We start from the raw sequence: 14,440 nt of genomic DNA, 5'->3' as shown, positions 1-14,440 counted from the left end.
CCGACCTCCGCGCCGGGCCTGCCGGTCAGTAGCGGCCGAGACTGTCCAGCGGGCACATCACGATGCGCGGCTGGGCCGCCGGGTCGAGCCACCGGAGCACGCGCACCAGGTCGGCGTGCGACAGGCTGACGCAGCCGGCGGTGGGACCGGACGGCGTCCTGCTGAACTCGTGCAGGAAGATCCCGCTGCCCGCGTTCGGCACCGGCTTCGACACGTTCGGCGCCATGTTGTAGGTGATCACGGCGAAGTGCGTGTAGGCGGGCTTCTCCTTCCACAGCGCCTCGCTGTAGCCGCCGGGGTTGGTCGCCCGGTGCTGGAACGTGTTGTAGGCGGACGACTTCGGGTTCTCGTTCCACCAGTCGTTCGTCACGACCCGGTGGTAGGGGTATCTGACGCCCGGGTTCGCGGCGATGCCGTAGAGCGTCGGGCCGAACGCGTAGACACCGGTCGGCGTGGTGGGGACGCCCTCGACGTGGTGGTCGCTGAAGAACTTCGACCCGATCCGGGCGGACAGCGCCGCGGAGACCGGCGTCCACCGCCCGTCCACCTTCGCGAACGTCTCCAGGGTGGCGTAGCTGGTCGTCCAGCTGGCCGCCGTCACGACCACCACCTGCCGGGTGGCCGCCGGCAGGGTGGTGAGTCGGCTCGCCTTGTTGCCCGCCAGCGAGACCCCTGGCCGCGGGCGGGTCGGGCCGGTGCCGACGCCGGGGGACGCCGCCGCGGCCGGCGCCGCGCCGGCGACGAGGGGGGTGGCGACGCCGGCCGCCGCGCCGATGATCAGGGATCTCCGCTTCATGGGCCGATCCTCCCACCGGGTACGCCGTCCCGGTGCCCCGTGAACCGACCGGCCACGCCCGCGGACACGTCGCACCCCGCCGGAGGATGATTCGTTGAGCCCGGTATGGAACGGGCAGAGGGAACGGAAGGGCGGTCGGTCTACGGCCTGCACGTGCACGGCCTCGACGACGTCGACGAGCTGCCCGAGTACGACCCCACCCTGCCCGACCAGATACCGGTGCACGTCCGGCAGGCACCCCCCGGCCCGGTGCCCGAGCCGGTGCCGATGAGCGACCGGTACGGCGTCCTGCTGATGCCCAGCGGCCGCACCTTCGTCGCCGACCGCACCCGGGGCACCGCCACCTACCACGGCGAGCCGGTCCCGTCCGACGTGCTCGCCCATCCCTACCTCGCGCCGGTGGCGACGGTCTTCAACCGCTGGGCCGGCCGGGACACGTTCCACAGCGGCGCGTTCGTGCACGCCGGGCTCGCCTGGGCGGTCATCGGTCCGCGTACCGCCGGGAAGTCCAGCCTGCTCGCGGCGCTGTCGGCGCGGGGTGTGCCGGTGCTCAGCGACGACATCCTGGTCGTCGACGACGGGCAGGTGCACGTCGGCCCACGCTGCGTCGACCTGCGGCAACCGGTGCCGGGCTTGGATCCGGTCCGCCGCACGGTGCGCTTCGGATCCCGGTTGCGGGTCCCCCTGCCGCCGGCGCCGGCCCGGACCAGGCTCGGTGGCTGGCTCTTCCTGCGCTGGTCCGACGAGGTGACGATGCGACCGGTGCCCGGCCGGGAACTGCTGACCCGGCTCGCCGCTGCGCGGTCCTGGTCCTGGCTGCCCTCGGACCCGACGGCGGTGCTCGGGATCGCCACCCTGCCCGCGTGGGACCTCGGCCGGCCGAAGGACTGGTCCGCGCTGGACCGGACCTGGAGCCTGCTCGACCAGCACCTCGGCGCGGCCCGGGCCGAGGTCCCGGTCTGAGCGGGCCCGGCCCGGCGGTCCCGGCCGCCGGGCCGGCCGACCGAGCCCGGACACGCTCCGATCAGGCCGCCCGGGTCAGGCCGTACCGGCCCAGGTCGGCGAGGAAGGCGGTCACGTCGGCGCGGGCCCGCGCCCGGTCCACCGCACCGTCGCCGACCAGGGTGTCGACCAGATCCTCGGTGGTGGCCCCGCCGACCAGTCGACGCCAGAGCAGCGCCCCGGACCGGTCCAGTCCGAAGTAGACGGACTCCTGGAGGTCGAGCAGCACCGCCTCCTCGCCCGTCTCCCGCCAGGTGACCCGGGTGCTGTCGACCCGGTACGCGGTGTCCTGCTGAGTCATGCCGTGACCTCCCGGTCGTCGGTGGCCCGGGCCGGCGGCACGGCGGACGCCGGCCCGGGCGGGTTGGCGCGCAGCCAGAGATGCTGCACGAGCAGTGCGGTGCGCCACGGGATCCGCTCGCCGGACCAGACCGCGCGCAACCGGTCCGGGTCGACCAGGTCCGCGTCGACGCCGGTGCCGTCCCACCCACGGACGAACTCCCGGGTGGGCGTCCGCAGGAAGACGTCGTTGAAGGAGGCCTTGCGGCGCTGTGCGGTGATCTCCGGGGGCAGCGCGTCGCCGCTGATCGCGGCCAGCAGGCTCTGGCGGGTGGGGTCGCGCCGGTGCCCGTGGCGCGCGGCCAGCGCGGCCTGGAATCCCTCGTCGAAGAGGGGGTGGACGGGCAGGACGTCGTGGTCGGCGCCGATCGCGGCGAGCGAGGAGAGGTTGAGCAGCCGGGACCGGCTGCGCGTGTGGAACTCCATCCGGTCGTGGAGCCGGTGCGGCTCGGCCCGCTGCCACTCCCGGGTGGCCCGCCGGATCTGCGCGGCGGCCTGCGGCCTCAGCCAGGCGAGTTGCGGTGATGGGGTGTGCCGCCCCCGCCCCAGGGCCCGGCGGCGCAGCCGCCCCAACCGTCCGCGTAGCCGCATCCGCAGTGGCCGGCGCCAGCCGGCCAGGATCTGGTCACCGCCGATGCCGGTGAGCATCGACCCACCGGCGGCCAACTCGACGACGGGCAGGTGCAGGTGCTGGTTGGCCGGGGCGAGCAGGCCGTGGCGGTGCAGCAGCCGGCGCGCCACCGGGCCCACCAGGTCCAGGTCGTCGTCGGCCCGCAGGATCTGCCAGTCGGACACGCCCACCGCCCGGATCACCCGTTCCTGCCAGGGCGACTCCTCGGCGCGGGGCGCGTCGGTGAACCGCCAGGTGGCCGGGATCGGGTCGGGCAGTCCCTCGCGTCGCGCCACCCGGACGGCCACGGCCAGCACCAGCGACGAGTCCAGCCCGCCGGAGAAGCTGAGTACGCACGGCGTTCGGCGGAGCGCGGGCAGGACCGCCGCCTCCAGCGCGGCCAGCGGGTCGGCAGCCGAGCCTCGGGCGGTGGTCGGGTGCGCCGGGGGCAGTTGGCCGATCACCAGGCCGGCGGCGATGTCGCGGGATGTGGGACGCAGCATGGATGCCTCACTCGCGGGTCAGGGTGCCCCGGCGGGCACCGATTCGTAGCGCCTGCCCGAAGGCCCAGCAGGACAGCGGAAGCAGCAGCACGGCGCTCAGCAGCAGCGCCCCCGCCGAGCCGGCCCACGGCTCGCCGGCGACAGCCGCGCGCAGCCCGTCCAGCGCGATGCGGGTCGGCAGCACGGCGGTGAGGTCGGGCAGCGGACCCGGGAGCGCGCTGACCGGGAAGTAGGTGCCGGACACGAACGCCAGCCCGACCGTCACCAGACTCGCGGTGATCTCGCCGTGGCCGACCGCGACGCCGAACGCGGCCAGCGCGATGCCGACCCCCAGCACGGCGGCGCTGCTCAACGTCAGCAGGACGGCGACGCCCCACCAGTCGGCGCGTCCGACGTCGAGGTGGAAGAAGGCGGCGAGCAGGCCGAGGTAGACCAGCGCGCGGGCCAGCGCGAAGAAGAGCGGGTGGAGGGCCAACCCGACGGCCAGCGTCGAACTCGACAGCGGCTGGGCGGCCAGCATCTCCAGGGTGCCGCTGCGCTGTTCGCGGGCGACCCGCTTGGTCACGTGCGAGGTGCCGGCCTGGATGACGAGCATGAAGACGATGCCCACGGCGACGAAGTCGAAATAGCTGCCGGACGCGAGCGCCGGGTGCCCGCGGGCCGGTGCGACGACCCGCGAGATGAACAGGTAGACGAGCAGGTTCACCACGCCGAACGCGAGATCCAGCAGCAGCGGCCAGCGCAGTGCCCGCCGGCCGCCGAGGTCCCTGGTGGCGAGGGCGAACAGGGCGCCGCCCACGGACGCGCCGCCGGCGACCGGTTCCCGGCGCGACGGCGCGGGTCGGGTGCGGACGACATCGGTCATCCGGCCGCCCCGAGCGTGATCTCCCGGTAGCCCCGGTCGCGCCGGTCTCTGTGGTGCGAGACGACCACGCAGGTCAGGCCCGCGCGTCGGTCGAGGGCCTCCCACAGCCGGGCGCGCGAGTGGGCGTCGAGCGACCGGTCCGGCTCGTCGAGGACGAGCAGGGCGGGGTCGCCGACCAGCGCGCGGGCGATGCTCACCCGGGACCGCATCCCGGCCGAGCAGCGGCTGACCGGCACGGTGGCGTAGCCGCCGATGTCGAGTTCCTCCTCGACGCGGGACACCGCCGCGGCGGCCGCCCGTCGACCGAGGCGGATCCGGGCCACCAGCGCCACGTTCTCCCGGGCCGACAGCTCTTCGTAGAGCCCCTGCTCCGGCGCGAGGCAGACCCCGGTGAGACGCCGGGCGGCCGTCGTGCCGACCGGATGGCCGGCGACGGTGGCGCGCCCGGCGCTCAGCGCGAGCGTGCCGGCCAGGCAGCGGAGCACGGTGGTCTTGCCGGCCCCGTTGGGCCCGGTCAGCAGCGCCCGGTGTCCGGCCGGCAGCGACAGGTCGAACCCGGCGAAGACCCAGCGCCGGCCGAACCGTCGGCCGGCCTGTCGCAGTTCGAGCATGAGGAGCCTTCCGTCGGGTCGCGGGAGACGAGGTCAGGGCTGGCCGACGTCACTCCCGGTGTCGTTGCCGTCCGACTCCTCGGGGCCGGTGCCGAGCGTCAGCTCCGCGAGGGTGCCGAGCCGCTGCACGGTGGGCGGCTGATAGACGTCCTCGGTCGACGCCGGCTGGTCGTGTGCGACGTGCTGCATGACGTACCTCCGTGTGTGCTCAAGGGTTGTGTGGCGACCGTAACGAGCAGTCAGACACTTCCCTCCAAAATTGGTAAAAGCGGACTAACCCCACGCTTCTTTCACTCCATCGGGGACCCCCGACCCTCCCCGTCCGGGTGCCGGTGCACCGCCACCGGCCATCACCCGCATCCCGTGCCGGGACCGGTCGTTGTCAGGGCGTGAACGGGGAACTCGCACCACGAGGGTGCGTCGACGGCGCGCGGACGGCCGGTGCGTCGCCGTGACCACGATCTCCCGGTCCGCCCGATGCCTCGCCCTCGACGCCACCGCCGTGGCGGTCTGCGCCGCGCTCGCCGACCAGGGCATACCGGCCCTCCTGCTCAAGGGGCCGGGGCTGGCCCACCGGCTCGGCCTGTGGGGACGGCGGGTCTACAGCGACATCGACCTGCTGGTCGCCCCCGGGGCGTTCCACCCGGCGCAGCGGGTGCTGGCCGGCCTCGGCTGGCACAGTCCGCTCCCGGACGATCCGGCCGCCTACGAACGGCCCTGGCACCTGCCGGGGCCCGTCGCGCTCACCGTCGACCTGCACCGCGGCTTCCACGGCGTGGGCGACCGGGAGGCTCTCTGGGCCGAGCTGCACGCCTCGGCCGAGCCGTTCGCGCTCGCGGGCGGGACGGTCCTCGTGCCCGGCGCCACGGCCACCGCGCTGCTGGTCGCGCTGCACGCCGCCGTACCCGGAAGCTCCGCCGGACCGCGGGCGGACCTGGCCCGGGCGCTGGAGGTGTTTCCGGCCCCCGTCTGGCGGGCGGCCGCCGACCTGGCGGAACGGATCGACGCGACGCTGCTCTTCGCGGTCGGGCTGCGTGCCGATCCGGCCGGCGCCGAGCGGGCGACGGCGTTGGACCTGGATCGGCCGGCCAGTTCGACCCTGTGGCTCCGGGCCCGCCGGGGTTCGTCCGTCGCGCTGGGCCTCGCGCGCCTCGCCGAGCTGCCCACCGTCCGAGCCCGGCTGGGATACCTGGCGCGCCGGCTCTACCCGACGGCGGCGGAGATGAGATACACCGTCCCGCTGGCCCGGCGCGGGTGGCACGGCCTGCTGCTGGCCCGGGTCCTGCGATTCGGCCGGCACGTCGGCCGAGTGCCGCGGGCGGTGCCCGAACTGCGCCGGGCGGGCCGCCGGATCGCCGAGGAGGCCGCGTCCGACCGGCGCCCACCGGCGGGCGCCCTACCGCTCGCCGGCATCCCGCCGCCTCCCACCGGCCGCCGGTCGCCCCTGCCGGGCGCGCTGGTCCGGCTGGTCCGGCGGGACGGCCTGCCGGCGCTGCGCACCGCACTGTGGACGGCCCGCGCCGTGCGCCTGCTCCGCCGGCAGCTCCCCCGCCGCCGCCTGGACGCCGTCCGGCTGCCCCCGCCGCCGGCGACCGCGGGCGGACACCGGCACGTCGTGCTCGGGGCGCTGCACCGGACCAGGGCGAACTGCATCGAGCGCAGCCTGGTCCTGCAACGCTGGTACGCGAGCCAGCGGATCGCCCGGACGCTGGTGATCGGCGTGACCGCACCCAGCGAAGGGTTCCGCGCACACGCCTGGCTCGACGGCGAGACCGACGCCGAGCAGCAGTCCATGATGGAACTGACCCGCCGGCCGACACCGCCCGGCTGGTTGGCCGGCGGCGGCCGGGCGGCTCACTGACGGCGGTCGCCGCCGGCCCCGTCGGCCAGGCCCCGGTCCGCCGGAGGGCCGGGCGGGATACCGGCGTCCCGCCACACCGCGGTCGAGTCGTACCAGTGGTCCACCGCGGCCAGCTCGATCAACCGGTCGGGCAGGTGCGGAAGGCGCGTCCGGGCGGCGGTGCGGGACAGGGAGCCGCGCGGCAGGGCGACATCCAGCCGTCCGGCGAGCGCGGCGAGGGCGTCGCCCAGACTGATCGGCCGCGGGTGGTTCGCGTGGTAGACCGGGGCGGTCGGCGCGTCGATCCGGTCGAGTGCCAGCGCCACCGTGACCCGGGCGAGATCGTGTACGTCGATCATGGACATGAGCGCGTCGCCGTTCTCGATCAGGCCGGGTCCCGCGAGCAGGGCCGCGAGCCCGGGCAGAACCCAGCGGTCGCCGGCCCCGTAGACGAGATGCGGGCGGAGTACCAGCCCTCCGGCGGAGCCGACCCACCCCTCGGCGGCGAGGCGGCTGGCACTCGTCGGTGAGGCGGGCGCCGTCGCCAGCACACCTTCGGCCGCGCCGCGGTGCGGCCCGGGACCGTAGACGGACGCGGTGCTGACGTAGACCAGACGGCGTACACCGGCTTCGGTCGCGGCCCGGGCCAGGGCCGCCGTGCCCAGGTCGTTGACCACGGCGCAGCGACGCGCGTCCGGCCCCACGTACGACGCGGCATGGATGACGACGTCGACCCCCGCGCAGGCGCCCGCGAGCGTCGCGGGTTCGGCGAGGTCCCCCCGGACGACCGTCACGGTCACGGGAGGCGACACGGCGCGCCCGGGACGCCGCAGGACGCGGACGTCGACCGCCGCGCGTCGGAGCAGGACCGCCAGGACGGCCGAACCGACGAACCCGGTCGACCCGGTCAGAAGGACCCGATGACGCATCTCGCCCCCGTCGGCCCGGCGGTCGGCAACCCTTCGGCCGTGGCCGTCCCACCAGGTGAATGCCTAAAATCTCGCCCATGGCGAAGCAGGCGCGAGCTGAGCAGACGCGATCGGCGATCCTGGCGGCTGCTGCGGACGTGTTCGACAGGTACGGCTACGACACGGCGAGCCTCGGGGACATCATCACCACGGCCGGGGTCACCAAGGGCGCGTTGTACTTCCACTTCGGGTCCAAGTCGGAGTTGGCGCAGGCGGTGGTGGAGCTCCAACACGTCACCTGGATGAGGATCGCCGAGTCGGCCGCCGCGCCGGAGAATCCCGCCCTGACCTCGATGATCAGGCTGTCCCATGCCCTGGCCGCCCAGATGATCAGTGATCCGGTGATCCGCGGTGGCATTCGGCTGACGCTGGAGCGGGGTTCGTTCGAACACGGCGGGACTACTCCATATCTCGACTGGATCGCCATGACCAGGGACCTGTTGGATCGGGCCGTCGAGGAGTCGGACATCAGGGCGGAGATGGATGTGGCCGCCGTCGCGCACTACATCGTGGGTTCATTCACCGGTCTCCAATTGTTGGCCCACGTGCTCGATGAGCGGCCCAAATTGAACGATGCGGTCACCCAGATGTGGCAACTGCTGCTGCCCGCGTTGGTTTCCGAACCGAGACTGGGGTATTTCCTCGACGTTGCGGCGGAAACCCGCTCGCAGTTCAGCGCTCAGCCAGTGTGACGGAGCCGTTTGCCGCGACACGTCCATTCTGGGTGAATTGGACGGCTGCTTCCAGCGCCTCGCCTCCCGTTTCGAACGTGGTGGTCACGTGGCAGGGCTGGTCGATGTCGATGAAATAGGTGAAGTCGGCGGTGCCGCCCACCATGGACAGCGGTCTCTTCGCGGCCAGCGAGGCGGCCTGCCGCATCGCCTCGTAGATCATCATGCCGGGCACGTGGTCGAGCGGGTGATCGAAGAAGACCGGGTGGTCGGCCGGCACCCGCAGTTCCGCGCCGTGGTCGCCGTCCGGCAGGGCGACCACCACGTCGCGTGGATCGGCGCGGCCGACAGCGGTGGGCTCGGCCGCCGCCAGCGGGCGGGGCCGCGTCGACCCCGGTGTCCGGTCGCCCCATCGAAGCCGCTGGTAGGTGGCCGGGGTGACGCACCGGGCCCAGCCGGTGGCGGTGGCCAGGCACCGCCGGCCGCGGTGCACCTCGAACTCGAAGCGGATGGCGGCCGTGCCGCCCGGCCGAACGCGCGCGTCGGCGATCCGCACCGTCACGGCGCTGTTGAACGGGCTGTCGGAGCCGCGGAGGAGCGCGGCCTCGCGTCGCCACCGCAGCCGCTGCATGATGAAGGGATTGTGCCGGGGAATGCCGTAGCCCTCGTGACTGACCAGAATTCCGGCCTGGCGCACGGTCTCGATGATGACGAGCGTGTCGAATGCATTCCCGGCGGGGGCGTACAAACGGTGCCCCGCAGGCCACTGCGCGCCACAGACAAAAGCGTCGTCCCCGGTGCGGTGCCAACTCGTCAGCAACACCTCCGAGACCGCCGCGCGATGGACGAGTCGTCGCGGAACGGTGGACTCGTAGGACACCGGCGGAATGGTGGGAGATGGTGCGATTTCCGGTGTGGTGAGGCGTAGGGCATCGACCTGGCGACTCATCGTCTTCCCCCGTCATCCATCCACGAACCTCGAAGAATAATACCGACCGGACGGTCTTCTTACCAGTCGACGGCGGCTCCGTTCGACGAATCCCGTCGACGGCACCGACCGGCGCACGGATGGACCGTCGTGACGCACGGTGATCAATTGAGGTCACACAGTTGACAAAACCGGGCGGTCGGTTTTTTATTTCAAGCATCGTCCACGCATGACCCGTCCGATGTCTCCCACGGGGGAGCACGACTGAGCGAGGCTATCGATGCAGGTGATCATTGCGGACTCCGACGCCATGGGACGCAGGCTGATCCGCAAGGTGGTGGACAACCTCACGGACCACGACGTGATCGGCGAAGGAGAGAGCCTGGGGCAGGCGACCGACTCGGTCCGGCAGCGCCGACCGGACGTACTGGTGCTGTCCAGCACCCTGCTCACCGACGATCGACGCACGGTCGGCGAGCTGATCGACCGCACCGAAGCGGCGCTGGTGGTGGTCGCGGTCAACGGCAGCGGCTCCACGGTCTGGCATGGCATGAGTGGCGGGGCCAGTGGCTACGTGCTGCGCGACCGGCTCGCCAACGACCTGCCGCAGGCGCTCGGAGCCGCCGAGGCGGGCAACGCCTTCGTCTCGGCGCCGCTCGCCCGGCAGATGATCGGATACCTGGCCGGCTGCTTCGACAACACCTACGACGGGCCCAGCCGGTCGGACGTGATCCGCGCCCTGCTGCCGAGGGAACGCGAGACCCTCCAGCGGCTCGCCAACGGCGAGTCCACCGAGGAGATCGCCACGGCCATGTCCGTCACCACCGCCACCGTGCGCGCCTACGTGTCCCGGCTGTTGCGCAAGTTGGGGGTCCGTAGCCGCGGCGAGGCGGTCGCGGTGGCATACCGCTCACGCTTCTACTCGCCGCAGCGTACGCAACCGCCGGCCGAGGCGCCGGACCCGGATCACGGCACCGCGAGGGCCCTGCACCGGTAACTTCCCGCCGGGTCGAGCAGGTCCAGGGCGTTACGCAGCGACCGCACCACGAACATCCGCTGGAGCCAACGGTCCGCACCGTCGTAGCGGGGAGTGAACTCGCTCCGACCGTGGACAGTGGTGGAGTTGTCGATGATGACCAGGTCGCCGCTGAGCAGCACCGCTTCGCGGCGGACGGCCTGCAGTGCGGTGTGCAGGGCGTCCAACGCCGCCTCGGCCTGCGGGTCGCACGGCGCGGTGTCGTCGAAGTCGACGGTGAGCAACGGGTGGGCCGGGCTGCCGGCCAGCACCGGCGCCGGGTCGAGATAGGGCCGGCTCACCTGGCCGCGGCAGAACGACGGCGCGAGCCGGGTGCGGAATCTCGGCTGCCGCAGCACCGCGTCGTCGACCGGGTCGAGCAGCCGCACCGCCCGGCTGATCGAGCTGGTGATGGAGGCCGCCCGCTGGTCGTGGTCAGGCCGCAGGCACAGCAGGCCGAGGAAATCCGGTCGGCTGACGTGGAAGGCGTTCTCGGTGTGCAGCTTGAAGTAGACCGCCCCGGTGTTCTGCTGCTGATCCTCCTCCCCGGGGACGGGGCAGATGTCGTGGATCAGCGCGCCGTGCTTCTCCTCGGCGTACGAGATGGGGTCGCCCATCCGTGACATCAGCAGCAGGAGCAGGGCGGCCGACGTGGTGCACTCCACCGCCACCGAGTTGACGGCCTGGGGAGTCGGCGGAAGGTCGGCCGGTAGCGGCAGGTTCCGGATGGTCAGGCCGCCGTCCGGGTTGCCGTAGCGGCGGAAGTGCTCCAGGGCCCGGAGCAGCCCCTCCGGCAGGTGACCGTGGAGCAGTTGGGCGGCGGTCACCGTCTCGGGCCGGTCGACCTCGGACACTCTCGACCGCAACCGCTCCACCACCAGCGCCACCTGGTCGACCTCGTGCGGGGACAGCGTGTATCCCGACGCACTGTCGGATCGGTCATCTACGGCCTGGTCGGCCAACGACGCGTGGGTCACGTGCAACTCTCCTTCTTCCGTCCCACCGGTCAGGACTTGTCCAGCTCACCGGCGAACGGGATGATCAGGCGATACTTGCCGCCGGCGGACTGCTCGGGCGGCTCGTCGCTCCACGTCACCTCGATGTCCGGGAGCTGATGGGCCTGGAGGAACGTCTGGATCTCGCCGTGCACGAGGAGTCGAAGCTCGGTCGGGTCGGCGTGGTGGGCGGTACGCATGCGGACGCTGAGGCTGCGTGGCGAGGTCTGGTGGACCTGCGCCAACTCCAGCCCGGGCGCTCGGTCGATGACGCCGGCCAACGCCACCGGGGCGACCGGCACCTGGCCGCCGTGACCGTCCTCGAACACCAGCGGGTCGCTCGCCCGGCCCTGCGCCCTGATCGCCGGGAACGGGTCACCGCAGGGACACGGGTCCGGACGCAGGAGCAACGAGTCCCCGAGGTCGTAGCGGAGCACCGGCTGCACCTCGTTCGCGAGGTTGGTGATCAGCACGGTGTGGGACACCTCGCCCGGGGCGACGGGCCGGTGGTCCCGGTCGACCGGCTCGACGACCACCCAGTCGCTGTTGACGTGCAGCCAGCTCTCCGGACAACTGGCGGCCGTCGACATGAACTCGCAGGCGCCGTAGCCGTTGCCGATCCGGGCCCGGAAGACCGACGCGATGCGTCGGTAGCCCTGGGCGGAGAGGCCCTCGGCGCCGAGCACCACGAGAGTCGGTCGGATCCGCAGCCGGCCGGCCTCCTGCTCGCCGGCGAGCAGGGCGAGCTGGCCCGCGTAGCCGATCAGGACGTGGGGACGGAACTCGTTCAGCTGCGCCACCAGCTCCGGCAGCGGGGAGAAGACGGAGAAGACCCGGAGCCGGTCCTCGCCCACCCGGCGACCGTCGGGACGCCGCGGAAGCACCGTCGACGAACCGAAGTGCCCCCCGGTGGCGAGGATCGTGGCCGCCCGCGCGCCGCCGGCGAGGATGCGGGCGGCGTCCGGCCAGCGCAGCCAGCGGCCGAAGGCGCGCAGGGCCATCGCGCTGGTGACCGCGGTGCTCCGGTCGTCGAACAGGAAGATCCCGCGGACGCCGCTGCTGCCCGAACTGGTTCCCACCCGGTAGGAGTCCAGGAACGGCTGGCCGACCCGGGACGGGTCGTCGATGAAGTCCCGGGCGAGATCCAGGGTGACCCGCCGGTCGGTGCACCACCGGTCGAAGTTCGCCATCAGCGTGCGCTTGTCGGTGGTGGGCAGCCGGCGGACGTCGTCCACTTCGTCGGGCAGCCCCCGGTAGAGCTCCCGGTAGTAGGGCGAGCGGGCCCGCGCGTGCGCCACCAGCCGGCTGAGCCGCGCGCGCTGGCGCCGGGCGACGGCCTCCGGTCCGCCCTTGCGGGCCCGGCGCATGTCGCGCAGCAGCCAGCCGATGCTCTCCGCCATGTCAGTACACGCCCTCGACGACCGGCTTGCCGGAGAACTCCGTCACCGGCTGCACGTCGGCGATGGAGTCGCCACCGCTGTTGCGGGGGTGCGGCAGGCGGATGGCGGAGTCACGCTCCAGGTTGTTGGGCAGCAGCAGCCCGCGGCTGATGTGGTGCTGGAGCACCTGCCCCCGCTCCCCGTAGGGCACGTTCTCGCCGGTGGCCGGGTCGATCACCGAGAAGATCGTCACCGGGGAGGGCGGGTCGAAGATCGCCGCGTCCTCGCCGGAACCGCCGGCGCGTTCGACGATGCCGCCGACGATCATCGTGCTCGCGTAACCACCGATGAACCGGACGCCGGGAAAGACGTCACGCTGGTACCGGTTGCGGGCCTCGATGTCCATCTTCGTGCCGCCCCAGCCGATCACGTCCACCCGCTCGTTGATCAGCTCGACCATGCCGCTCCGGCGGCAGAGCGCGTCGAGCAGCGGGGGAGTGCTGTAGAACACCGAGATGTCCTGGCTCCGCAGGATCCACTCGGCCTGGTCGACGACGTGCTCGACGTACTGCGCGACCTCGTCGGTGGCGCCCCGGGCGATCAGTCGCTTCACCCAGCGGGGGTCGAGGTCGAGCAGGAAGCACATCGCGTGGAACTTCGCCGCGGTGGCGCGGATCAGGTGCCCGGCCATGTGCGGGTCGGTGGGGCCCATGCAGAGCCAGTCCCCGCCGCGCCGGATCGCGCCGTGCTGGGCCAGCCCGGCCGCGTGCCAGGCCGTCGCCTGCTCGAGCGTCTCGGCCATCCACATCAGGCGCTTGGGCGGGCCGGTGGTGCCGCCGCTCTCGGCGACGAGGGGCTGGACGTAGTCGTCCCCGTAACCGCGGGGGATCAGGTCGCGGACCGGTACGTCGCGCAGCTGGTCCACGATGTTCGGGAACATCGTCAGGTCCGCGATCGACCGGACGTCGGCGCGGGGGTCGAAGTCGAAGCTCTTCGCCTGGTCCAGCCAGAAGGGCGAGCCGGTGCTGGGGTCGAAGTGCCACTCCATCGCCGCCGCGATGAGCTCCTCGGCCGCGAGGGGCTCGTCCCAGGGGCGGTCCAGCGGCGAGGTGGTGCCGAACGACGTGGTCATCGATTCTCCTTGAGGGGTTCAGTGCACGGTGACGGTGGCGCCGCCGGGCAGCAGCTCGCGTAGTTCTTCGGGGATCTCGGCGCCCATCTCGTCGGCGATGCGCAGCGCCTCCTCGATCAGGGTCTCCACGATCTGCGCCTCGGGAACGGTCTTGACGACCTTGCCCTTGACGAAGATCTGACCCTTGCCGTTGCCCGAGGCGACACCCAGGTCGGCCTCGCGGGCCTCACCCGGACCGTTGACCACGCAACCCATCACCGCCACCCGCAGCGGCACCGGCAGCCCCTCCAGGCCGGCGGTGACCTCCTCGGCCAACTTGTAGACGTCCACCTGGGCCCGACCGCAGGACGGACAGGACACGATCTCCAGGCCACGCTCGCGCAGACCCAGCGACTCCAGGATCTGGTTACCGACCTTGATCTCCTCCACCGGCGGCGCGGACAGCGACACCCGGATCGTGTCGCCGATCCCCTCGGCCAGCAGCGCCCCGAACGCCACCGCCGACTTGATCGTGCCCTGAAACGCCGGACCCGCCTCCGTCACACCCAGGTGCAGCGGATAGTCGCACCGCTCGGCGAGCTGCCGGTAGGCGCGGATCATCACCACCGGGTCGTTGTGCTTCACCGAGATCTTGATGTCGCGGAAACCGTGCTCCTCGAACAACGAGCACTCCCACAACGCCGACTCCACCAACGCCTCAGCCGTGGCCCGCCCGTACTTGGCCAACAGCCGCTTGTCCAACGAACCGGCGTTCACCCCGATCCGGATCGGCACCCCCGCATCCCC

The 14,440-nt window shown here is 72.6% G+C and carries 16 protein-coding genes; 4 read left to right on the top strand and 12 right to left on the bottom strand.

All coding sequences use genetic code 11. The features are described 5' to 3' along the window. Positions 1-25 precede the first annotated feature (25 nt). Entirely contained in the window at positions 26-796 is a 771-nt protein-coding gene (locus GA0070213_RS13115) for a L,D-transpeptidase family protein (RefSeq protein ID WP_175441333.1), read from the bottom strand. Positions 797-901: 105 nt separating this feature from the next. On the opposite strand from GA0070213_RS13115, the gene GA0070213_RS13110 reads away from it, so the two are divergent. Then, a complete protein-coding gene (locus GA0070213_RS13110) occupies positions 902-1,759 on the top strand; it encodes a P-loop NTPase family protein (protein ID WP_175441332.1) in 858 nt (285 codons plus the stop codon). Positions 1,760-1,820: 61 nt separating this feature from the next. On the opposite strand, the gene GA0070213_RS13105 is transcribed toward GA0070213_RS13110, so the two are convergent. From GA0070213_RS13105 to GA0070213_RS31085, 5 genes are read right to left on the bottom strand one after another with little or no spacing between them, the layout of a single operon-like run. Further along, entirely contained in the window at positions 1,821-2,099 is a 279-nt protein-coding gene (locus GA0070213_RS13105) for a PqqD family protein (RefSeq protein WP_091062475.1), read from the bottom strand. Further along, a complete protein-coding gene (locus GA0070213_RS13100; protein WP_091062473.1) occupies positions 2,096-3,250 on the bottom strand; it encodes an asparagine synthase-related protein in 1,155 nt (384 codons plus the stop codon). The genes GA0070213_RS13105 and GA0070213_RS13100 overlap by 4 nt, the downstream gene beginning before the upstream one ends. A 7-nt stretch (positions 3,251-3,257) precedes the next feature. Beyond that, positions 3,258-4,115 (bottom strand): ABC transporter permease, encoded by an 858-nt coding sequence (locus GA0070213_RS13095; protein ID WP_091062471.1) that lies wholly within the window; start codon positions 4,113-4,115, stop codon positions 3,258-3,260. Then, positions 4,112-4,726 (bottom strand): ABC transporter ATP-binding protein, encoded by a 615-nt coding sequence (locus tag GA0070213_RS13090; RefSeq protein WP_091062470.1) that lies wholly within the window; start codon positions 4,724-4,726, stop codon positions 4,112-4,114. The genes GA0070213_RS13095 and GA0070213_RS13090 overlap by 4 nt, the downstream gene beginning before the upstream one ends. A 33-nt stretch (positions 4,727-4,759) precedes the next feature. After that, a complete protein-coding gene (locus GA0070213_RS31085; protein ID WP_139128663.1) occupies positions 4,760-4,915 on the bottom strand; it encodes a lasso RiPP family leader peptide-containing protein in 156 nt (51 codons plus the stop codon). A 262-nt stretch (positions 4,916-5,177) separates the two neighbouring features. On the opposite strand from GA0070213_RS31085, the gene GA0070213_RS13085 reads away from it, so the two are divergent. Then, entirely contained in the window at positions 5,178-6,587 is a 1,410-nt protein-coding gene (locus GA0070213_RS13085; RefSeq protein ID WP_139128662.1) for a lasso peptide biosynthesis B2 protein, read from the top strand. On the opposite strand, the gene GA0070213_RS13080 is transcribed toward GA0070213_RS13085, so the two are convergent. After that, entirely contained in the window at positions 6,581-7,495 is a 915-nt protein-coding gene (locus GA0070213_RS13080) for an NAD-dependent epimerase/dehydratase family protein (RefSeq protein WP_091062466.1), read from the bottom strand. The two genes, GA0070213_RS13085 and GA0070213_RS13080, sit on opposite strands and share 7 nt — an antisense overlap. A 77-nt stretch (positions 7,496-7,572) precedes the next feature. Here GA0070213_RS13080 and GA0070213_RS13075 point away from each other — a divergent pair, with 77 nt between their 5' ends. Then, positions 7,573-8,226, top strand: a complete 654-nt coding sequence (locus tag GA0070213_RS13075) for a ScbR family autoregulator-binding transcription factor (RefSeq protein ID WP_091062464.1) — start codon at positions 7,573-7,575, stop codon at positions 8,224-8,226. Here GA0070213_RS13075 and GA0070213_RS13070 read toward each other — a convergent pair. Then, a complete protein-coding gene (locus GA0070213_RS13070) occupies positions 8,207-9,085 on the bottom strand; it encodes a ScbA/BarX family gamma-butyrolactone biosynthesis protein (protein ID WP_175441331.1) in 879 nt (292 codons plus the stop codon). The two genes, GA0070213_RS13075 and GA0070213_RS13070, sit on opposite strands and share 20 nt — an antisense overlap. Positions 9,086-9,413: 328 nt before the next feature. On the opposite strand from GA0070213_RS13070, the gene GA0070213_RS13065 reads away from it, so the two are divergent. After that, positions 9,414-10,130, top strand: coding sequence for a LuxR C-terminal-related transcriptional regulator (locus GA0070213_RS13065; RefSeq protein ID WP_091062461.1), 717 nt, complete (start codon positions 9,414-9,416; stop codon positions 10,128-10,130). Here GA0070213_RS13065 and GA0070213_RS13060 read toward each other — a convergent pair. The 4 genes from GA0070213_RS13060 to ispG form a co-directional block, all read right to left on the bottom strand. Next, positions 10,100-11,125 carry a TauD/TfdA family dioxygenase gene (locus GA0070213_RS13060; RefSeq protein WP_091062460.1) on the bottom strand — a complete coding sequence of 342 codons (1,026 nt, stop codon included), beginning with the start codon at positions 11,123-11,125 and terminating at the stop codon, positions 10,100-10,102. The two genes, GA0070213_RS13065 and GA0070213_RS13060, sit on opposite strands and share 31 nt — an antisense overlap. A gap of 29 nt (positions 11,126-11,154) precedes the next feature. Continuing rightward, positions 11,155-12,543 (bottom strand): phenylacetate--CoA ligase family protein, encoded by a 1,389-nt coding sequence (locus GA0070213_RS13055; RefSeq protein ID WP_091062458.1) that lies wholly within the window; start codon positions 12,541-12,543, stop codon positions 11,155-11,157. 1 nt (position 12,544) lies between these two features. Beyond that, a complete protein-coding gene (locus GA0070213_RS13050) occupies positions 12,545-13,654 on the bottom strand; it encodes an acyl-CoA synthetase family protein (RefSeq protein ID WP_091062456.1) in 1,110 nt (369 codons plus the stop codon). A gap of 18 nt (positions 13,655-13,672) precedes the next feature. Then, a partial coding sequence (gene ispG, locus GA0070213_RS13045; protein ID WP_091063152.1) for a flavodoxin-dependent (E)-4-hydroxy-3-methylbut-2-enyl-diphosphate synthase occupies positions 13,673-14,440 on the bottom strand: 768 nt, incomplete at its 5' end.

The organism is Micromonospora humi (assembly GCF_900090105.1).
Classification (GTDB): domain Bacteria; phylum Actinomycetota; class Actinomycetes; order Mycobacteriales; family Micromonosporaceae; genus Micromonospora; species Micromonospora humi.
The sequence above is the reverse complement of the archived record's forward strand: the minus strand, read 5'-3'. Positions and strand labels throughout refer to the sequence as shown.